The sequence below is a fragment of the Bradyrhizobium sp. AUGA SZCCT0222 genome, assembly GCF_018130205.1.
Taxonomy (GTDB): domain Bacteria; phylum Pseudomonadota; class Alphaproteobacteria; order Rhizobiales; family Xanthobacteraceae; genus Bradyrhizobium.
Genome location: NZ_JAFCLX010000021.1, coordinates 1 through 19,874 on the forward strand (window position 1 = coordinate 1; position 19,874 = coordinate 19,874).

Consider the following 19,874-nt stretch of genomic DNA (forward strand, 5'->3'; position numbering starts at 1 on the left):
GAATGGGCGATTCGTCATGATCAGAATCGTACATCAACTCGCGAAAAAGCCGAGTTTCTTGCCCAGCCTCGACGGGCCGATTTGCCGCAGCTGGTGCACGAAATTTGACTTGCGCGCGAAGCGACGCAGCGCTGTTGGGCGGTCTACGTCTTCGCCTCAGCGCGGATCAGTCGGCGTCGGCGATCTGCCGCTCATAGTCGGAGGCATTGGATTTATCCGTCATGACCTGCGGACAGCGGAAGCAGGCCGCTTTGCCTTCCTGACGAAACCAGCGGCAGGTGGATCTGATCTGGCACGCAGGAAGCGCGTTGACCACCACCGGGGTGCCCGCAACGATGCGTTCGGCTAGGCTGCACGCGTTGCCTTTGAAGTGCTTGCAGCCGCCGCTGGCGCCGGCGCACGGCGCCGCAATTCTGAAAAGTTGCGTGGGCTTGGCCGGTCCTGCCAGCGCCAGCAGCTTCTCGGAAACCGGCAGGGTCTCGGTCAGATAGCCAACCCTGTGTTCGTCAGGCGTGCCTGTCATGACGCCAAAGACGCGCGCGCCATCAGCGGTTGCCTGGGCACTCGGGCAGTCGATCTCTTGGCTGGATCCTCGGGACATCAAACGACCCTCCGGTTCGCGGCTGGTGCCGATCGATCGCCTCATCCGCAGTTGGGATGCAGCGGGAAGCGCAATCCGCGGCTCTGCCTTGAACGCTCAGTCTCGCAAATGCTTATCTGAAAAGCCTTCGAGACGGCGTCCGGCGCCTCGCGCCAAACGCCATCCCGTGTTGAAATCAACTAACTCTTCAGCTTGATGGTGGACGTCTTCGGCCCAACGGCGCCTGTCGTGGTCGTGCCGGTGCCCTTGGGATCGATGCGTGCTGCCATGCCGCCTGCGACGGCTTCGAGTTGCTCGGGCTTGAGCTGAACCGGCGCTTCGATCTTCTTGCCGGCGGACTTCTGGGAGTTCGTATCAGACTTTTTCATCTGCGCTTCTCCTCTGCCGAGACGAAGCGACTATCCGCTTCGACTGTGGAAGGATGTTATCACGGACTGGGTGGTTTACCAGATCGCACAGCGGTGCTGCTGTGTGACCACATCACAGCGCGGCGCCAGTAGACGCGGGGCTTCGGCCCCGAGCCTTCGCTGCTTGCTCGTCTACGAGGCCCAAGTGCGTTTCACTGTTTCATGACAGCCATGGCTCCGAGCATGAAGGACGTGTTCAACAGGCACGCCGCAGCGAAAACCTTGGCCGTCGTATCCATGCCGCCAGCGACCGAGTCCAGTTCGCGAATTAAGTTCGTGCGCGATCTTGCCGCACTTCTTTCGTGCGGTCTGCAGTGCGCCGTTGTTTGTTTCAGAATGTTTCCGCGTTGCTGTCGTGGCCGATAGAGTCGGTTTGAATTGTTCTGCGCGTGTTTTGATTCATTCCACATTGCGCGCGGTTCGTGTTTGAAGCGATTCTATTTTGCGCGTGTGGAGTTTTCGTCACCCCTTCGATAGAAGCCCGCATCAATCGACGCGTGCGCGTTGCAGCCGGGCTCTGCGCGTACAAGCGGCTTCATGCTCAAAATCTTGCGGGGATCATCGGTGGGGACTGTTTCGTTTTGGGGTATGCATCGCTTGCTGAGAACAACTTCTGTCGTCCACGCGACCTTGTTTGGTTCGGTCGTCCTCGGATCAGTCGGCATCGACATTCTCGGCGCACAGGCCCAGACGAGCGCTGCGCAGAGCGGCGTCGCGCTGCCTCCAGTGACGGTCGATGCGCCGAATTCTCCGAAGCCGCGGAGCCCGGTCCCGACCACGCAACGCACGCGATCGTCCCGTGCGGCTGCCGCGGCGACCAGGCGCGGCAATGCGGCCGCGGTTCAGGCGCAAAGCAGGCAGGGGCAGGGAGGGCGGGCGAACAGTGCGCCGGTGGGGTATGTTGCGAACAGCAGCGCTTCCGGCACCAAGACGAATACGCCACTGATAGAGACGCCGCAGTCGATCTCCGTCGTGACACGCAAGGAACTCGACGATCGCGCCGTGCAGTCGCTGACGGAAGCCGTCAGTTATCAGCCGGGTGTGCGCACCGATGCGTCCGGCTTCGATCCTCGCTTCGACGCGATTGCGATCCGCGGTTTCGACATCACCTATAACGGCACTTATCTCGATGGGTTGCGGCTGGTTGGTGCGGGTCTTGGTGTCTACAAAAACGAGCCTTACCTTGCCGACAGCATCACGGTGGTGCGTGGGCCAAGTTCTGCGGTGTACGGCCTCGGCTCGCCGGGAGGGTTGATCGACATCACGAGCAAGCTGCCGACCAGTCAGCCCTACCACGAAATCCAGGGCATCGTCGGCGACCGCAGCCGTTATCAAGGCAATTTCGATCTGTCCGGTCCACTCGATCCCAGCGGGCAGTTTCTCTACCGCCTGACCGGCGTGGTTCGTGACGCGGATCTGTTCGTGCCCGGGGGGAAGGATAATCGAACGTCCATCGCCCCGGCCTTCACCTGGCGGCCCGACGCGTCGACCTCGCTGACCATTCTGGGAGGGTATCAGAAATCCCAGACTCCCGGCTCGATGTTCACCTATTCGTCGGCGGCCGGCACCACCACGAATATCTTTACCGGCAGCCCGTCCTACAACTCGCTGAATCAGGAGCAGGGCCGCATCGGCTATCTCTTCGAGCACGCGCTCAACAACGCGGTCACCGTCAGGCAGAAGTTCCGCTACACCGATCTGGATTCCGTCACGCGCTACGTCGGAATCCTGGGTGTGGATCCTGTGACGCAAATTGCCTCGCGCTATAAGGGTTACGTTCACGATCAGCTTCAGTCGGCGATCGTTGACAACCAGGTCGAGGCGAAGTTCCTGACCGGACCCGTGCAACACACCACGCTGATGGGCGTCGACTACACCTGGTCCAGCTTCAAGGACAAGCAGGGTTTTGGCTTCGGTGTGTCCGATCTCAATCTGCTGGCTCCTTCCTACCTGCCGGAATCGATTTCCGATCCGGACATTGCGTCGTCGACCGCACAGCAGCAGAACCAGTTTGGCGCCTATATCCAGGATCAGGCCAAGCTTGACCGCTGGATTCTGACCCTCAGCGGGCGTAACGACCGGGTCAGCTCCAGCGGACAGGATCTGATCGCGGTCACCAGGCAGACGCAGTCCGATCAGGCCTATAGCGGTCGCGCCGGACTGACTTACGTCTTCGATTCGGGCGTCGCTCCCTATGTTGCCTACTCGACGTCCTTCTTCCCCAATCTGGGCGTCAGCCCGGAGGGTAGTTTTTTTAAGCCGACCACGGGCAAACAGACCGAGGTCGGCGTCAAGTATCAGCCGGCCGGCTACAAGAGTTTCATCTCGGCCGCCGTGTTCGATCTGACGCAGGATGGTGGACTGGTTTACACGGGAGCGGGAGTGACGGTTCAGCGCGGCGAGATTCAGAGCCGTGGTCTGGAGTTGCAGGCACTCGGCAATCTCGGCGGCGGCTTCGACATCACGTCGTCCTACACCTATCTCGACATGAAGACGCTGCAGGCTGCCGACAACACGGTGATCGGAAAGGTGCCGTCCGGAAATCCGCCGCATACATTTACGCTGTGGGGGAACTACGTCGTCCCGACCTTCGGCCAGTTTTCCGGACTCAGCGTTGGAGGGGGCATGCGCTACCTGTCGTCGAATTATGGTGATGACCAGAACACGTTCAAGAACAGCAGCGTCACCCTGTTCGATGCGGCGCTGAAATATGATTTCGGGCAGGCCGTGAAGCAGTTGCAGGGCATGCAATTCCAGGTCAACGTCAAGAATCTGTTCGATCTTCGTTATACGACTTGCCAGGTCGGTTACTGCTATCGCGGCGCGCCACTGACCGTCATCGCAACGCTCGGCTATCGCTGGTAGTCGCGACTCCTGCCGGTCCTGCCGAATCTTCGAGCCTTGCGAACGTGCGCGCGATGAGAGTCTTCGCGCTATCCGGGACCACACTGTCCCGGATTTCGCTTTGCTCATCCGGGCTACAGGCCAACTCGTTGAGCCTTGCGACTCCTTGCCGGAGGTGATCAGTTTGGCCCGAGACAGGCGGGAGGCTGATATGAAGCGAATACTTTTGGCGGTTTTGTTGCTCGGGAGTTTTTTGACCGCGCCGGCGCTGGCGCAAACCAAGGTCGGCGACTGGGAGGTCGAGAAGCGCAGCGGGGACGATCATTGCAATGCGGCCCGTGCCTATACCGACAAGGACGATGACAACAGCGAATACGTGATCGTGCTGAGCTACTCCAAGGTGGCGATCGTGGTGGCCGTGATCTACGACGGCTGGGAGTGGGAAAAGATCGGCAAGATCCTGCGGGCCGATGTCGGCACCGACGACAAGGACATCATGAAGAAGGCGAAATGGGAGGTGGTCGACAAGACCGCCGTCCGCGGCACTTTCGAATTCCAGCAATCGATCCTGGACACGCTCGGCAAGGCAAAACTGCTGACGATCGATTTCGAGGACGACGAGGACAACAGCGTCGAAATCAAGATCCCCCGGATGGGCGAGGCGCTGGCGGCGCTGAAGTTCTGCGAGGAGAACAAGAAGTAGGGGTCGGGACCACTTCTGCACCGCCCCGGATATCGCTTTGCTCATCCGGGCTACGCTCGCTGCGGGCGAAGGCGAAGAAGGAAGGCTGAAGGCGAGGGCACGAGCTCTCTCCACGTCATTGCGAGCGTGAGCGAAGCAATCCATCGCGCCACAACGGAAGTAAGAATGGATTGCTTCGTCGCAAGCGCTCCTCGCAATGACGCGGAAACAGTTTCGCATTCTCGCGACGCGATGCGCCCGAGCTTTGTCTAGAAGTTCTCCGCCCTCTCAATCAGAGGGCGCAGGGAAGGCCGGGTGCGCGCTGCACCCGCGGTCTCGTGTGCGAATTGTGCTAAGTAGGCTGCACACGAGCATACAGGGCAGCGGGGAACACCCAGCCTTCCCTGCGCAATGGCTTTACGGCTTATAACGCGCTCTCCCCGGTGAGACGGCCTCTATTGCCACCGTCGCCCCCCGGAAGCGTTAGCTCCCGCGGGACTTAACGCCGTTACGGGCGCCAGGACCACACGCTTTCGCCGTACGCTTCAGCCGCGACCGTCAATCGCAACTGTTACGTCCACCGCGACCCGCCCCTCGTCATGACGACGGCCGACGCCCCTCTGAGTGGGACGGGATGCGCAAATTCGTAGAGATGATTTGCCCGACGAGGAAAGCGGAATTTTGCCCGTCGGGTTAATTTGTCGCACCACTGTCTCCATGTCGTCATTGCGAGCCAACGGGTCGCGCGAACGCGCGCCCGATGACAGGCTCCGCGAATCCATGGCACGGCTTGGGACAAATATGGATTGCTTCGCTGCGCTCGCAATGACGCGGAGCGAGCAAGCGTAGCCCGGATGAGCCAACGGGTCGCGCGAATGCGCGCCCGATGACAGGCTCCGCGACATCCGGGACCACTTCTGCACCGCCCCGGATATCGCTTTGCTCATCCGGGCTACGCTCGCTGGTGAATCTACCGGTTCATCGCGTTCGCGTCGCCAGCCGTCAGCCATCACGCGAACAACTCGGCGCCGGCCGGTTTCTGCCACGAAGTTCGGCTATCAACGATTCGGTCAAACCGGCGCCCCTCAACCCCGCTATGGTTTGACTGGCCCGGCGTGTGGCGGGGACGCAGCGTCGCGCGTCGGGCCACCTGATCATGGCAATGATCGTGCGGCAGCGAACCCGATTCAAACGCTTAGCTCTACGGGTGCGCTTGCTGCAATCCGACCAACCGATGAAGCCTTCGGCTACGGAGCGGTGGTCATTGCACGGACGCGCGGCGATGCCATTTCACGATCCGTCTGACCACTAGGATGGCCGCAGCTGCATAGGCGACGCTTACGGCCATGAATGCGAAGGAGGGGAGCTGGAATGCTCTCATGTGCGTTAGAACAAGGGGGAAATAGAATGCGGCGCTCAGGAGGACGAGGGCCGCCCAATGTGACATGAACCCGATTGCCCGGGAAATCCCCATGAAGAAGAACGGCATCAGAAACATGCCGACCGCGATCCCGCTCCCGATCATCTGCCAAGGCGACGGGGCCGGACGGAGGCCGAGATAGCTGGCCTGGCAAGCCATGAGAATGCCCCAGGCAATTGATGCGCCAGCCGCGGCGGCAATGAACGCGGGCTCATCGTTGCCAAGGAGAACCTTCGCAACGCGCATGGCAATCGATTTCCTGGGAGGTTCTGACATTGGTGGTGGCAAGCCCATGTTCGAGATTGTTTCTACTGGCCGCAATCTGCCTTGAACCCGCGATTCCCGGTGTGATGCCCCGCACAGTTCGTGGATTCATCTCGAAGAACCCTCTGTCCCCACGCCGTCATTGCGAGGAGCGCAGCGACGAAGCAATCCATGGCACGGCTTGGCGCAAACATGGATTGCTTCGCTTCGCTCGCAATGACCCAAAGGACCACGGACCATTCACGTGATTCAAATCACGGAAATTACATCGCTGCGGCCTCACCCTGACCGGATGAATCGAAGGATAATCCTTCTTTCCTATCCAACGGAGCAGAACATGAAGACGCGGAACGATGAACTCGGCAGCCTGCAGGACACGGTCGAATTGTCGGTTGCCGACCTGGACCAGGTGAGCGGCGGCCGGCGGGCGATCGAAGGCGAGATCCAGTACCTGAATTGGGTCAAGCAGTTTTATTCGCCATGGGCGAATATCAACTTCGGCGGCGGCCGGACCATGGTCGCCTAGCCGGGTAGGGCGGATTGGAGCGAAGCGTAATCCGCCCTAAAAGCTACGAGCTCCGATGTCGTCCCGGCGAAGGCCGGGATCCATAGCCACCGGCCGTAATTGTTTTACGCGCTGATCGTTATCTTTCTTTCCAACAACATTGGCCACGGCGTATGGGTCCCGGCCTTCGCCGGGACGACAACTGAAACGCTGCGCTCCAATCCTCCCTGCGAGCTCCAATCCGCTACGAACTGGTCACCCAGCTTGTTCCGCAGGGAACAGCGCGAGCGGGGCTGGTCCGTCATTGTCCTGATCAGCCTCGAAGCGATCATGCAGCGGGCCGCAAACAGGAGAGTAAAATGGAGCGAGCAAATTCGAATGCCAAGCACCCGGAGACCCGCGTGTTGACGGATGCAGATCTCGACAACGTGGCCGGCGGGTTCATTTTTACAGTTGGAGGAAAGACATACCAGTCGAGCCTGCAGGAAACGACGGATCGATACATTCATCGGCACACAAAATAGTTGAGCCGCGGGCATCGGAAGGCGTAATCCGCCGCTTTGGCTGAATCCGAAACGGCGGATTACGCTTCGCTCCAATCCGCTCTACGAGCTTGAAGTCCTCGTATATATTCACAGCCGACGAGCATGGCCTTGCAGGGGGAATGTTTCATGCCGCAGTTCGATGACCAATGACTGGTACGAAAAGCTTCGTTGTCCAAAGTGCGGCAACACTGGCATGGCAACGCTGTCCCAGGAAGAGGGACATTTGCCGATTGCCGAGGTCATTCCGGATGGCTTCGAGTTGGTTTTTACCAACAAAGGTCCCGACTTCTATTGCACGACCTGCCACGTAGCGGCGTATCCGTAGCCGGCTCGGCGCTGATCCACGAAACACGCTAACAAACCGCGAATGGCACAATCTGCACATGAACGAAGCGTCCCGCCGCGCTAGAAGAGTGGATGGACCGGCACATTGTTCTGTTCCGCTTGTTGTTCGCCTGGCTCGCCGCCGTGTCGGCTGGCTGCATCTACGTGCTGGTCGTCTAGGACCTCGGTCACAAAGGGCGCGGGGTTTGAAGGAACGCGGGCTGACAGCTACCCAATTTGCAGCCCTGCAAGCCACGGCGCGGGACGAGGTTTATCGGACCCGCACAGGCAGCGCTTACACGCTCACCGGACCATGCAGCAGCCAGGCCCTGTGGGCGTTGCTCCGCTTAAACCTGATTGCCGACCCAGCGAATGCCACAGAGGACCCACGCTACCAGATGGTGGTCACGGAAAAGGGCCGTGCGGCGCTGGCGTCATTGGTCGACGTGCCGAAAAAGCGATAGTGCGGCATGATGTGGCTCGTCGGCGCAGCGCACCTCCGGAAGCCGCGGCTGCGGCTTCTGAAGGCTATCGCCAGGTAGAGATGTTCCGGTTTCCCGGTCCTTAGATAGGGCTCCCGCCTGCGCGGGCAAAATAGTCCTTCAAATGAGCCCAAGCGCCAGCAAGGTCTCCTTTTTTGAAATCCTCCCTAGCTGATTTTAGATCCGAGGCGCCGGGACGACCACCAACCACAATCGCGAGATTGTCGTCCGTCTGTTCGCCACTTTCACGAACTTCGCGGCGCTCGGTACGCATCGTGTTGCTCATGATCTTCTCCATATAGGCCAGCGCGGGCCATCCGTCGCTGGTGCGACCACACTGACGCAACGCTCTCGCCGCCACTGTGACCGGGATCACCGCCTGTAGAAATCGCCGGCATCACGCCGCGTCAGGCAAAGTCATGAGGAAAGCGCGGTGGGGCGGATTAGCCGACTTGTCCGCCGTAGCTCGCAGAGCGAAGGCGGAAGGCGTAATCCGCCGCTTTGGCTGAACGAGCTACGGGCCTCGCGAGTGTAAGACCGGTGCACGAATGAGCGAAGCTTCGCCGCGAGCGTCAGGCCGCTTCAGTTGGTGGCCTCTTCAGGCCGTCGCTGCGACAACGAGCGACACCAACGAACCCACGCCACACACTGCCAAAATTGCCTCATACGAATAGTTCGACAATTCGGAAATAACACGCTCGGCCATGGCACACCTCACGCACTGTGATGGATAACAGGCTATCGAAGGTGGGGAAGAAGGGCTGTCACCCAGGCGCAACACCGACGAGTTTTCGGTCTAGTCACGAACTGCGGTCTCACTGATCCACGTCTTTGATTGTGCGGCCTAATTCGCGGTTTTCGGAGCACTGCGGCGGATTACGCTGCGCACCAATCCGAGCTACGAGCTGAAGCAAGGCGGCGGATTGCGCGGCGCTCCAATCCGCCCCACGTCACCGCGTGACGTGCATCACGGCGTATCGATGACCCTTCCGGAATAGTCCTGCCATTGCAACTGCACATAGCGCTGGGGAGAGGAAATCGTGATTTTTCTGATGGCAGGCGCGGCAGAGTGTCCCTACGCTTTTGCGCACTTTTGGGCGAGGAAGTGGTTTCGCGTGTTCTGGTGGATTGCACTGGCACTGACGATCGTCGGATTTTTTTGCCCTGCTACGTAGGGCCGCTTAGCGAAACATAATCCGCTGCTTTCGGAGCAAGGCGGCGGATTTACAGGCCAGGAGCTGCTTTAGCCCGGCCTTAACCGGCGGGGCTTTTTCCTTTGTGACGCACGTCACGGTAAGCCTGATCGCCGCGCGGCATACTCGCTCCAGTTCAACGGCGCACAGCGCCACACAACACGGAGCGGGACAATGAAGACCGAGCAGGTTCAAGCGAGCGACAAAATCTCCGACGAAGCACTGGATAACGTCACCGGAGGACGCAAAGCCGGCGAAGGGCAGAAGGACTTCCTCGTAGTGAAGATGAAAGAGGTCTTTGTGGCGAGCTATAGCCTTTGATCTCAAAGCCGCCGGTTCACGCCGGCGGCGCTTTCATTGTCGATAATCCTTGAGCGCGGTAGGGCGGATTAGTTAGCAAGGCGTAATCCGCCGCCTTTGAGAATCCGAAACGGCGGATTACGCTTCGCTCCAATCCGCCCTACGAGCTACTCCGCAACTAGCGGATTTCCTTCAGCGTCGATTTTAATTGCAGTTATCTTAGGAAGAACAACATTTTCCAAGAGTGGCTTTTCAGGATCACCGTGCATGCCGACCATCATGTGCGCCTTCATGGTAATTCTTCTTGAAACGTAGCTATCGGGGCTGCCGAAGACGATGTTCGCCATCTGGCTCTGCTTTACGCCGAATGAATTAAAAATAGCCAGAAAGGCGGTTTGACCGATAAAATCTACTGCTAGCGCAATCTCAAACTCAGGGGTTTGGCGCTGAAGGTCGGCCTCGATTTTTTCTCTGGTATCCCCATGCATGATGCCGTTTCGAATTCGAAATAGATCGCGCTGCCGTTCGGGCGCAACGTTGAGACGAGTGAGAAGGGCCTCTATTGCTTGCTTTGCAAACGGTCTGTGCTGTGAAACGGACTCACATTTCGGACAGTAAAGGTCGCTGTGACAAGCTTGACACTTGTCCGCTACCAGTTGCTTTTCTTTTGTGATTTCCGCCAAGAGCTCCAATACGAACCAGAAATACTGAAATTGATCTTCCGGTACAGCGGCGTGGGTGGCTGAAGCATACCAGCGAAGTGCAGTGCGCAAGCTATTAACGTGTGGTGAGCGCTCGATCTCCTGGACTGTCGAAAAGTACTCCTCTTTCAAATCCGGCCATCGCTCGACTTCGTCGTCATGCCCGTATGCGTACTGTTCCCTTACTACTACCCCAGGGCTCCAATCCATAATGAATCGCTTTCGCGAAATCCGGAAGCCAAAAGCCGTCGTGAAGCTCAATAGATGCAAAAACTCCCGCATCTTCGTGAGCGCTAGCGCTTCTGCCGAACTAATATCATCGGCGAGGACCAAGATTTGCGCTGCAAGCGACTCGTTCGGTGGGTCGTCTTGTGAAGAGTTGCTGATTGTTATCTCGGATTCGCCGATTTGAATTTTAATGGGCGGCGTGTCGGGCAGAAATGTCAGCTTTGATTCGATGCGATAGTCAGCAAGCCATTTTTTCATTGCGGTACCGCCGAAGGTGGACCAAGGGGGAGCACTTCCGTGACGGAAGCGGAGCGACTGAGAGTTATTTCTCGCAGCTTCTCGTTCGCTGCCAAGTCTCTCAAGTGCAACGGCTATTGCGCTTGGTCTCCGTCTTGGAAGCGGTCGTAGACGGTGTCGCAAGTCATGCACATGAATTTGTGTCCGATTGGCAGAACGGTCTGGTTAGTGCAAACGGAGCAGCAATCGTTGAGGAATTTGGGAGGTGTCTGCTTTGGTGCGATTAAATCATCGACCATCCGGCGGAATCGCGCGGCGGCGGCGGGCCGCTCCTTCTCAGCCTGAAGCTGCTCAAAATATATTTCCGCAGACGAATAGCTAATACCGAATCGTACCGAGATCTCATCGATCGATGTAATCGAACGGGCGACAGTCTCGTTGATTAAGTAGGCCGGTGCGAAAACTTTGGCGTGATGCTCTGCCGATTCATAAGCGGGAATCCACTTGTGCGTTCGATTCCCGGCTGAGCGCCGGGCCATCACCGCTCCCTTCGACAGTTTTTCGAAATGCATTACTGCATGCCCAAGTTCGTGAGCTACGGTGTTACGAGCGAATCCGTCGCCCATGAAGGCGTTGTGACGGATACGGCGCGCGATTTGGATTATGATGGTTTTGCCGTCGTAGCTAGTCAGTCCAGCATCGTCCGGCATTTGGCTGTCTGAGACAATATCAAAGCGCAGCGGCTTTATGCCCTTGACAGTCCAGATCGCGTCACGGGCTGCGCACTCGAGAACGTCAATGCGTTCTGCATCGGCTACTCCGAAGTATGAACGCAACCGCTTTGCTAGATCGCGAACTTCAGAGTTTTGTCGCGGTGCGTCCCTATAGTCGTCAGACATGTTCGACCTCGCATCAAAGCCCTCAAATCACCCCCTGCAAAAGAAATCCACGAGTTGTATCGCTTTTTCGATCATCATGCCCGGGTCAAGCCCGGGCATGACGATCGCTAACAGTTCAGCTACACCCCGTCGTGCTTCCACACGTATCGCACTTCATGCAGGTGCCATTCCGCACCAGCGTGAAATTCCCGCACTCGCCGCACATCTCGCCTTCGTAGCCGCGCGCTTTCGCTTCGGCGCGGCGTTCGGCTTTGGTCACGGTGGGCTGGGCGGCTTGGGCCGCGCCCGCCTTGCTCCATTGCAGGGCTTCCAGCTTTTCCGTCGGGGACAGATCGTGCTGGGCTTCCTGCTTCAGGGCGACGGCGCCTTCGACGGCGTCGGCTGCGCGGGAGGTGGCGCCGTGGGCGGCGAGCGAGGTGACGCGGGAGCCGCCTGTCGGCGCCGAGTCCGTGCCGGAGGAGACGGCGGTCGAGCCGCCGCGCATGACAACCAGATTATCCGTGCGCGAGCGGGTGAGGCCCTTGGACAGATATTTGGTGGCCTGGTGGTGGCCCTGGCTGCCGTCCGGCTCCTTGCCTTCCTCGACGCCCTTGCCGAGCGCGTCGAAATTCGACTCGGAGGGATCGACATGGGCGAGGTCGAAGCGGCTCATGTAGCTGACCGCAAGCTCCCGGAACACGTAGTCGAGGATCGAGGTCGCGTACTTGATGCTGTCGTTGCCCTGCACGGGACCCGCCGGCTCGAAGCGGGTGAAGGTGAAGGCGTCGACATATTCTTCCAGCGGCACGCCATATTGCAGGCCGAGCGAGACCGCGATCGCGAAGTTGTTGATGAAGGAGCGCAGCGCCGCGCCTTCCTTGTGCATGTCGATGAAGATCTCGCCGATCCGGCCGTCGTCATATTCGCCGGTTCGGAGATAGACCTTGTGCCCGCCGACGACCGCCTTCTGGGTGTAGCCCTTGCGGCGGTCCGGCATCTTCTCGCGTTCGCGCATCACGACGATGCGCTCGACCAGCTTCTCGACGATCTTCTCCGAGACCTGCGCGGTGCGCGCCGCCATCGGCTTGTCGTAATACGCGTCGGTCGCATCATCCTCGTCGTCATCGTCGGAGATGAGCTGCGAATTCAGCGGCTGCGAAAGCTTCGAGCCGTCGCGGTAGAGCGCGTTGGCCTTCAGCGCCAGTTTCCAGGACAGCAGATACGCGGACTTGCAATCCTCGACGGTGGCGTCGTTCGGCATGTTGATGGTTTTGCTGATCGCACCCGAGATGAAGGGCTGCGAGGCCGCCATCATGCGGATGTGGCTCTCCACGGAAAGATAACGCTTGCCGATCTTGCCGCAGGGGTTGGCGCAGTCGAACACCGGATAGTGCTCGGCCTTCAGATGCGGCGCGCCTTCCACCGTCATCGCGCCGCAGATGTGCACGTTGGCGGCTTCGATCTCACGCTTGGTGAAGCCGACGGCGGCGAGCAGGTCAAAGCCGGGGGCGGCGATGACTTCCGGCGCCAGCTTCAGCGTCTCGCGCAGGAATTCTTCACCAAAGGTCCACTTGTTGAAGGCGAACTTGATGTCGAAGGCGGTCGGCAGCGCGGCTTCCACTTTTGCCAATGCTTCGTCGGTAAAGCCTTTGGCCTTCAGGGTGGAGACGTTGACGCCGGGCGCGTTGGAGAGCGAGCCGTGGCCGACGGCATAGGCCTCGATCTCGGCGATATCAGCTTCGCGGTAGCCGAGCGTGCGCAGCGCCACCGGGACGGCCTGGTTGATGATCTTCCAGTAGCCGCCGCCGGCGAGCTTCTTGAATTTCACCAGCGCGAAATCAGGCTCGATGCCTGTGGTGTCGCAATCCATCACGAGGCCGATGGTGCCGGTCGGCGCCACCACCGTGGTCTGCGCGTTGCGGTAGCCATGGGCTTCGCCCAGTTGCAGCGCGAGGTCCCAGGCGGCCTTGGCGTGCTCGACGATGTCGGTCTGCGGCACGCTGGCGTAATCCAGCGGCACCGGGTTGACGGCGAGCGCCTCGTAGCCACGGCTTTCGCCATGGGCGGCGCGGCGGTGGTTGCGGATCACGCGCAGCATGTGGGCTGCGTTCTTCTTGTAGCCGGGGAAGGGGCCCAATTCCTTGGCCATCTCGGCCGAGGTCGCATACGACACGCCGGTCATGATCGCGGTCAGCGCGCCGCACAGCGCGCGGCCTTCCTTCGAGTCGTAGGGCAGGCCCATGGTCATCAGCAGGCCGCCGATATTGGCAAAGCCGAGGCCGAGCGTGCGGAACTCGTAGGAGAGTTCGGCGATCGCCTTCGACGGAAACTGCGCCATCATCACGGAGATTTCGAGCACGACGGTCCAGAGCCGGCAGAGATGCTCATACGCCTCGACGTCGAAGCGTTTTGTCGTGGTCGAGTAGAACGTGATCAGGTTCGCGGACGCCAGATTGCAGGCGGTGTCGTCCAGGAACATGTATTCCGAGCACGGGTTGGAGGCGCGGATGTCGCCGGACGCCTTGCAGGTGTGCCAGTCGTTCATGGTGGTGTTGAAGTGCAGGCCGGGATCGGCCGACGCCCAGGCGGCGTGACCGATTTTCTCCCAGAGATCCCGGGCCTTCAGCGTCTTCGTTACCTTCTTGCTGGTGCGGCCGATCAGATTCCAGTCGCCATCGGTTTCGACAGCGCGGAGGAAATCGTCCTTCAGCGAGACCGAGTTGTTGGAGTTCTGGCCTGAGACGGTCAGATAAGCTTCCGAATCCCAGTCGGTGTCGTAGGTCGGGAAGTCGATGTCCTTGTAGCCTTGCTTGGCAAACTGGATCACGCGCTTGATGACGTTGTCGGACACCAGCGCGCGGCGCGCGAGCTTGATCTCGCGGCGGAGCGCTGGGTTCTTCTCGGGATCGAAGCAGTCGTCGCCGGAGCCTTCGCAGTTGACGCAGGCCTTCAGCACGGCCTTCAGGTGCTTCTGGTTGATCTTGGAGCCGGTGACGAGCGCCGCAACCTTCTGCTCCTCCTTCACCTTCCAGTCGATATAGGTCTCGATGTCAGGGTGATCGGCGTCGACCACGACCATCTTGGCCGCGCGGCGCGTGGTGCCGCCGGACTTGATCGCGCCGGCTGCGCGGTCGCCGATCTTGAGGAAGCTCATCAGGCCGGACGAGCGGCCGCCGCCGGACAGGCGCTCGCCTTCGCCGCGCAGGCGCGAGAAGTTCGAGCCGGTGCCGGATCCGTATTTGAACAGGCGGGCCTCGCGGACCCAGAGATCCATGATGCCGCCCTCGTTGACGAGGTCGTCATCGACGCCCTGGATGAAGCAGGCGTGCGGCTGCGGATGCTCGTAGGCCGATTTTGACTTCGTGAGTTTGCCGGTCTTCCAGTCGACGTAGTAGTGGCCCTGGCCGGGGCCATCGACGCCGTAGGCCCAGTGCAAACCGGTGTTGAACCACTGCGGGGAGTTCGGCGCGACCATCTGCTTTGCGAGCATGAAGCGCAGCTCGTCGAAGAACGCCTGGGCGTCTTCTTCGCTCGAGAAGTAGCTGCCCTTCCAGCCCCAATAGGTCCAGCAGCCGGCGAGGCGGTCGAACACCTGCTTGGCCGAGAGTTCGCTGACGAAGCGCTCGTTCTCAGGCAGCAGGGCCAGCGCCTCGGTGTCGGGCACCGAGCGCCACAGCCAGGACGGCACGGTCTCTTCCTCGACCTTCTTCAGGCGTGCGGCGACGCCCGCTTTACGAAAGTACTTCTGCGCCAGGACGTCGGAGGCGACCTGCGACCAGAACTGCGGCACCTCGACGTTTTCCAGCCGGAACACGATCGAACCATCGGGATTGCGGATCTCCGATGTCGTTAATCTGAAATCAATCCCTGCGTAGGGTGACTGGCCTTGAGTCGTGTTGCGCCGTTCGATTCGCATGGTCGTGCCCCGTCTTCTTCTGACCGGTCCGCATTGTCGCGGGTTCCGGAATGTTATCCTTGAGCGGACCTCCCGAACCATGGCTGCGTCGGGACTATAAGAATAGCCTTGGCAACCCTGATCCCTTGATCCGCAGCTCAACCGGTGAACCCGGTCTGTCTCTCTGGCATTTCCTGGCCCCCGATCCGGGCCTTCCAGGTCATGCAATCAACGCCCCAACGCTTCACTTGCCGCGTCACTCTGGGCCTGTTCCGGCCCTCTTTTTCGGGCCTTGCGGCCCCGTTTTCGCGCCCCGAACTGCCCGGTTTTTGAGGGCAAAAAGTCCTCTCCCGCAGCCTTAACTGGCGGGCGGAGTGGTCGTTTCGGAACCCATTTGGGATGACCGGCGGGGACCCAAAACACACTCGCGCCGAACAGGAAGAAAGCTAGGCCAAGTCCGTTACGCCCGTCAAGGACTAGTACGAGTTCCTGAATCAAATACTAAATATGGTGGAAAGAGGGGGATATCAGGGGGTGATCTCGCGCCTGTGATCGGCCCAAGTATCAGTGAGTCCTCACAGATTCGACAAGGAAAAAAAAGTTGCCGGCCTGTGGAGCGCAGGCTTCTCCCGGCTGTTCACAGGACAAGTATTTATTCGCCTGTTCCGGGCCTTCCGGGATTGCGCTCCCAAGACTCACGTAAGGCTACGGAGAACTCCGAGCTGGCATGCCGGCGAGCCGATGGTAGCTAGCCCCGATAAGGGCCACAGTCGCCGCCGATTCCCCCGGCTGATTCTTGAGCCGATTCCCTTTTCTCCGATTCCTTTTCGGTCCTTGCCGGTCGTTCATGACAGAGCCTGTGCCACCAGCTGCGCGTGCGCGTATCGCACCCGCCGGCCTCATGTTCCTCGCCATCACCTCGGTGGGCTGGGGCTTTAACTGGCCGGTCACAAAATTCCTGCTCGGCGAACTGCCGCCGCTGACCTTGCGCGGCGTCACGGGGGTGATCGGCGCCTTGCTGCTGGCGGCGCTGGCGCTGCTGCGGGGGCAGACTCTGCGGGTCGACCGGGCGCTGTGGCCGCGGCTGATGCTGGCGGCGCTGCTCAACGTCACAGGCTGGATGGTACTGATGGGGCTGGCGCTGCTGTGGCTGCCAGCCAGCGAAACCGCGCTGATCGCCTACACCATGCCGGTCTGGGCTTCGCTCTTGGCCTGGCCGGTGCTGGGCGAGCGGCCGACTTTACTGCGCACGGTCTCGCTTGTGATGGCGTTCGCAGGCTTAGCGGCCATCATGGGCGGCAATGGGGTGACGGCGTCCGCGGCCAAACTGCCGGGGATATTGATGGCGCTGGCCGGCTCGATGGGCTTTGCGCTCGGCACGGTGCTGGCCAAGAAACTGCCGCTCGACATGCCGCCGATCCCGGCCGCCGCCTGGCAGATCGGGCTCGGCTGTTTTCCGGTCGCCATCGTCGGCCTCGCGATCGAGACCACGGATCTGGGCAAGGTCAGCCAGATCGGCTGGTGGCTGCTGATCTATTCCACCGTGATCCAGTTCTGCATCGCCTATGTCAGCTGGTTTGCCGCGCTGTCGCGGCTGCCGGCCTCGGTCGCCGCGATCGGCACCATGGCGGTGCCGGTGATCGGCGTGGTGGCCTCGGCCGCAGCCCTGGGCGAGCCGCTGGGCCCGGTCCAGATCGTGGCGCTGCTGTTCACGCTGGCGGGCGTGGTGCTGGCGACGCGGTCGTGAGGAGGAATCGCGCCACGTTTTCAGATGTAAAGGGTGGCCCTATCGTCGGGGGCCTCGTGGTTCGAGACGCAGCGTTGCCGCGCTCTCCACCATGAGGGTTGAGTCAGGCCAGTCCAAGTGCCTTGGCTCGGTCCAGCGCTCCCGCCCGCTTGCGAACGCCGATCTTGTTGAAGATCTGCTGCATGTACCATTTGACGGAGCCTTCCGTCATACCGATACGCTGGGCAATCTCGCGATTTTGCAGCCCGGCGCTGGCCATCTGCAGGATGGTGATCTGGGCTTTCGTCAGCGGCTCGATACCGCCTCGCGGAGTGCTGGTCGTCGTCCCGGCCGCGGGAGCCAGGTCGGCGCGACCTTGTTCCCCTGCCTGCAGCAATCCCGCAACGAAGTCGTCGGTCGCGCTGGTGTGGATGGCGGATGCCTTCAGTTGCTCCTGCAGCAAGCGACGGATGTGATCGCCTTCGTCGAGAAAACTGCGGACATAGCCGCCCGTCACGGCCAGATCGAGCGCGCTGCGCGGTTCGCGTTGTGCGCGGGCGGTCTGGCCCTGCGCGGCGTAGCCCTGGGCGAGCAGGATTTCCCAGCGCATGGCTGACTGCATGGCGCCGGCCTTGGCCGTAAACCGCTTCCAGACCTGTCCGGCGTCGATGGCCTGACTGAATTCGCCGCGCGCCAGCGCAAGACGGAACCAAGCTATCGCGCGCATCTCGTCGCGTGTCGTGCAGTGCGCGCTGGGCGCAACGGCGGCGGATGCGCCCAGCAGGTTTTCCTGCCGTCCCAACCCGAGCGCGCGCTGTTGCTGCCCGGCAGAAAGCAACAGTCTGATGCGTTCGCCGATCATGGCTTGGCGCAGGCGCTCCAGCGAGCGACTTTCCGCAAGCGCCATGCCGTCGTCGAGGCGGCGATGCGCAGCCGCGACATCGCCGTCGAGCCAAAGCAACCGCGAGCCGGTGACGTAGCCCGCGACATACTGGTCGATGATGCCAACCAGCGGCGCTGAACGATGCAGATCAATCAAGGCCCGGGCTTCGACGAGATGATTGCGCTCATAGCAGATCTCGGCCTTCAGCAAGGCGGGGACCGATGCAATCCAATCCGTATCGATCAGCCCTGCGGCGATTGTCGAGGCCTCTTCGAGGCGTCGCGTGGCGGTGCTCAGATCGCCACGCATGGCATGCGTCGGGCCGACCACCGACAGGTGCCAGACCATTCCGAGTCGGCGTTCGCCGAGATTGAACTCGCGTACGGCCGACAATTCCAGTTCGATCGCATCGGTGAAATCGAACTGCTCGCGTCTTGCATAGAGCAACGAGCCGAAGATGGTGCCGCGCGTGAAATGATCGAACGTATCGATGCGCTCGAGCAGATCGAGGCACTTGCGTCCCGCGGCGATCTGGTCGTCCGCGTATTGCGCAGCCAGCATCCGGCCGTGCATGACGAGGCTTTCGACTTCGCCCGCTCCGTCTCGCGGCGGCGCCTCATCGGCCAGTTGCAGGAAGTTCTCGACCAATCCAAAACGCCATCCCGCGCTGGCGCCTCGCGCGGCGAAGATCGCGGCGCGCGGGTGCCGTCGTAGCACGTCCCGGGGCAGTTCCAGCGCCATCTCAGTGACGAGTTCGCCCCGTCTGGCCAGCGATCCGCGGATGCCGAAAATATCCAGGAGAGTGGCCGCCCTGTTCCAGTCCTGGGCCCGCACCGCGCAGTCGAACGCCTCCGGCAATCGCTCGTTGCGCTCGAACCAGGCGGCGCCGTCGAGCGCGATGGCGTCGTGCCTCGCACGTCCGCGCCGGCGCAGTTGCGAACGGAGAAACTCCGAAAACAGGGGTAGCAGCCGGAAATCCCGTTTGCAGCCGTCCATGGCTTCAATGAACAGGCCGGCGCGCACAGCCTCATCGAGCCGTTCGCCGCCGTCGTCGATCCCCAGCGCCGCGTTGCAGGCATCCGCCGTCAGTGTGCCGAGCACGGACGAGTCGACGAGAAAGTCCTGGAGCTGCATCGGGAGCGGCTGCATGATTTCTTCGGCAAAGAAGTCGTCCATCAGGCGCGAACCGCGCTGCAATTCGCGCAGCATGGCGGCGGGTCCGATCTGCTCGGCGCGGCGCAGATAGATGTCGACCGCCACCGGCCAGCCACCCGTGGCCTGCAGGAGTTCGGATGCGGCATGGACATCCAGCGTCAGCCGAAATGCATGGTGTGCATGGGCCTGCAGGTCGTCGCGCGTCAACCTCAATTCGCGGGCGTCGATATCGCGAACCAGCCGCAGCACGCGTGCGCGCGCGAGCGGAATCATGCCATGGCGACGTGTCGCGAACACCAGTGCATGGTCGTGGAGGTCGATGGTGAGGAAGAGGGCGCAGATCTCACGCGCCATCGCATCGGACAGCAAGTGACCGTCGTCGATCATTACGACGCCGCGGGCGCGGGTGTCGAGCCAGTTGCGGATGAACGGGATCAGCGCGTTGTGATCGCTCAGCCGGGTGATCGCAGGCCGGTGTGCGGTGCCCTGGGGCAAGGACGCACCTTCCTGGTCGATCACGATGGCGAGTGGCGGGGAGCCGGCGTCTGCCAGCTCCGCCGCCCATTGGCGCAACAGCATGGACTTTCCATAGCCCGACGGCGCG

14 protein-coding genes are annotated in these 19,874 nt (G+C 60.9%); 6 read left to right on the forward strand and 8 right to left on the reverse strand.

Annotated features, from left to right (window positions below; all coding sequences use genetic code 11):
* Positions 1-166: 166 nt before the first annotated feature.
* Complete coding sequence (locus JQ629_RS19390) at positions 167-646, reverse strand: hypothetical protein (RefSeq protein ID WP_249135154.1); 480 nt, start codon at positions 644-646, stop codon at positions 167-169.
* Positions 647-780: 134 nt separating this feature from the next.
* Positions 781-969 (reverse strand): hypothetical protein, encoded by a 189-nt coding sequence (locus JQ629_RS19395; protein WP_212414016.1) that lies wholly within the window; start codon positions 967-969, stop codon positions 781-783.
* Between the two features lie 636 nt (positions 970-1,605).
* Between JQ629_RS19395 and JQ629_RS19400 the strand changes: the two genes are divergently transcribed.
* Positions 1,606-3,873, forward strand: coding sequence for a TonB-dependent siderophore receptor (locus tag JQ629_RS19400; RefSeq protein WP_249135155.1), 2,268 nt, complete (start codon positions 1,606-1,608; stop codon positions 3,871-3,873).
* A gap of 190 nt (positions 3,874-4,063) precedes the next feature.
* Positions 4,064-4,555, forward strand: coding sequence for a hypothetical protein (locus tag JQ629_RS19405; protein WP_212414018.1), 492 nt, complete (start codon positions 4,064-4,066; stop codon positions 4,553-4,555).
* A gap of 1,240 nt (positions 4,556-5,795) precedes the next feature.
* On the opposite strand, the gene JQ629_RS19410 is transcribed toward JQ629_RS19405, so the two are convergent.
* Positions 5,796-6,200: a hypothetical protein gene (locus JQ629_RS19410; RefSeq protein ID WP_212414019.1), complete on the reverse strand. Its 405-nt coding sequence runs from the start codon at positions 6,198-6,200 to the stop codon at positions 5,796-5,798.
* A gap of 355 nt (positions 6,201-6,555) precedes the next feature.
* Here JQ629_RS19410 and JQ629_RS19415 point away from each other — a divergent pair, with 355 nt between their 5' ends.
* Entirely contained in the window at positions 6,556-6,744 is a 189-nt protein-coding gene (locus tag JQ629_RS19415) for a hypothetical protein (RefSeq protein ID WP_212414020.1), read from the forward strand.
* Between the two features lie 717 nt (positions 6,745-7,461).
* The gene (locus tag JQ629_RS37555) at positions 7,462-7,593 is read left to right on the forward strand and encodes a hypothetical protein (RefSeq protein WP_283815944.1); all 132 of its coding nucleotides are present in this window, start codon (positions 7,462-7,464) and stop codon (positions 7,591-7,593) included.
* Between the two features lie 563 nt (positions 7,594-8,156).
* On the opposite strand, the gene JQ629_RS19420 is transcribed toward JQ629_RS37555, so the two are convergent.
* Positions 8,157-8,360, reverse strand: coding sequence for a hypothetical protein (locus tag JQ629_RS19420; protein WP_212414021.1), 204 nt, complete (start codon positions 8,358-8,360; stop codon positions 8,157-8,159).
* Between the two features lie 1,081 nt (positions 8,361-9,441).
* Here JQ629_RS19420 and JQ629_RS19425 point away from each other — a divergent pair.
* Positions 9,442-9,588, forward strand: coding sequence for a hypothetical protein (locus JQ629_RS19425; RefSeq protein WP_212414022.1), 147 nt, complete (start codon positions 9,442-9,444; stop codon positions 9,586-9,588).
* A 146-nt stretch (positions 9,589-9,734) separates the two neighbouring features.
* Here JQ629_RS19425 and mauJ read toward each other — a convergent pair whose 3' ends face one another.
* The 3 genes from mauJ to JQ629_RS19440 form a co-directional block, all read right to left on the reverse strand.
* Entirely contained in the window at positions 9,735-10,754 is a 1,020-nt protein-coding gene (mauJ, locus tag JQ629_RS19430) for a methylamine utilization protein MauJ (protein WP_212414023.1), read from the reverse strand.
* A 113-nt stretch (positions 10,755-10,867) separates the two neighbouring features.
* Positions 10,868-11,632, reverse strand: coding sequence for an ImmA/IrrE family metallo-endopeptidase (locus JQ629_RS19435; RefSeq protein WP_212414024.1), 765 nt, complete (start codon positions 11,630-11,632; stop codon positions 10,868-10,870).
* Positions 11,633-11,747: 115 nt separating this feature from the next.
* Positions 11,748-15,527, reverse strand: a complete 3,780-nt coding sequence (locus JQ629_RS19440) for a vitamin B12-dependent ribonucleotide reductase (protein ID WP_212414025.1) — start codon at positions 15,525-15,527, stop codon at positions 11,748-11,750.
* 826 nt (positions 15,528-16,353) lie between these two features.
* Here JQ629_RS19440 and JQ629_RS19445 point away from each other — a divergent pair.
* A complete protein-coding gene (locus JQ629_RS19445; RefSeq protein WP_212414026.1) occupies positions 16,354-17,253 on the forward strand; it encodes a DMT family transporter in 900 nt (299 codons plus the stop codon).
* Between the two features lie 103 nt (positions 17,254-17,356).
* Here JQ629_RS19445 and JQ629_RS19450 read toward each other — a convergent pair whose 3' ends face one another.
* A complete protein-coding gene (locus JQ629_RS19450) occupies positions 17,357-19,849 on the reverse strand; it encodes a winged helix-turn-helix domain-containing protein (protein WP_212414027.1) in 2,493 nt (830 codons plus the stop codon).
* Positions 19,850-19,874 lie beyond the last annotated feature (25 nt).

Bases quoted from the DNA above. Each gene is read 5' to 3' on its own strand.
- JQ629_RS19390 (WP_249135154.1), bottom strand. From the start codon at position 646: ATGAGGCGATCGATCGGCACCAGCCGCGAACCGGAGGGTCGTTTGATG.
- JQ629_RS19395 (WP_212414016.1), bottom strand. From the start codon at position 969: ATGAAAAAGTCTGATACGAACTCCCAGAAGTCCGCCGGCAAGAAGATC.
- JQ629_RS19405 (WP_212414018.1), top strand. From the start codon at position 4,064: ATGAAGCGAATACTTTTGGCGGTTTTGTTGCTCGGGAGTTTTTTGACC.
- JQ629_RS19410 (WP_212414019.1), bottom strand. From the start codon at position 6,200: ATGCGCGTTGCGAAGGTTCTCCTTGGCAACGATGAGCCCGCGTTCATT.
- JQ629_RS19415 (WP_212414020.1), top strand. From the start codon at position 6,556: ATGAAGACGCGGAACGATGAACTCGGCAGCCTGCAGGACACGGTCGAA.
- JQ629_RS37555 (WP_283815944.1), top strand. From the start codon at position 7,462: ATGGCAACGCTGTCCCAGGAAGAGGGACATTTGCCGATTGCCGAGGTC.
- JQ629_RS19420 (WP_212414021.1), bottom strand. From the start codon at position 8,360: ATGAGCAACACGATGCGTACCGAGCGCCGCGAAGTTCGTGAAAGTGGC.
- JQ629_RS19425 (WP_212414022.1), top strand. From the start codon at position 9,442: ATGAAGACCGAGCAGGTTCAAGCGAGCGACAAAATCTCCGACGAAGCA.
- mauJ (WP_212414023.1), bottom strand. From the start codon at position 10,754: ATGAAAAAATGGCTTGCTGACTATCGCATCGAATCAAAGCTGACATTT.
- JQ629_RS19435 (WP_212414024.1), bottom strand. From the start codon at position 11,632: ATGTCTGACGACTATAGGGACGCACCGCGACAAAACTCTGAAGTTCGC.
- JQ629_RS19440 (WP_212414025.1), bottom strand. From the start codon at position 15,527: ATGCGAATCGAACGGCGCAACACGACTCAAGGCCAGTCACCCTACGCA.
- JQ629_RS19445 (WP_212414026.1), top strand. From the start codon at position 16,354: ATGACAGAGCCTGTGCCACCAGCTGCGCGTGCGCGTATCGCACCCGCC.
- JQ629_RS19450 (WP_212414027.1), bottom strand. From the start codon at position 19,849: ATGCTGTTGCGCCAATGGGCGGCGGAGCTGGCAGACGCCGGCTCCCCG.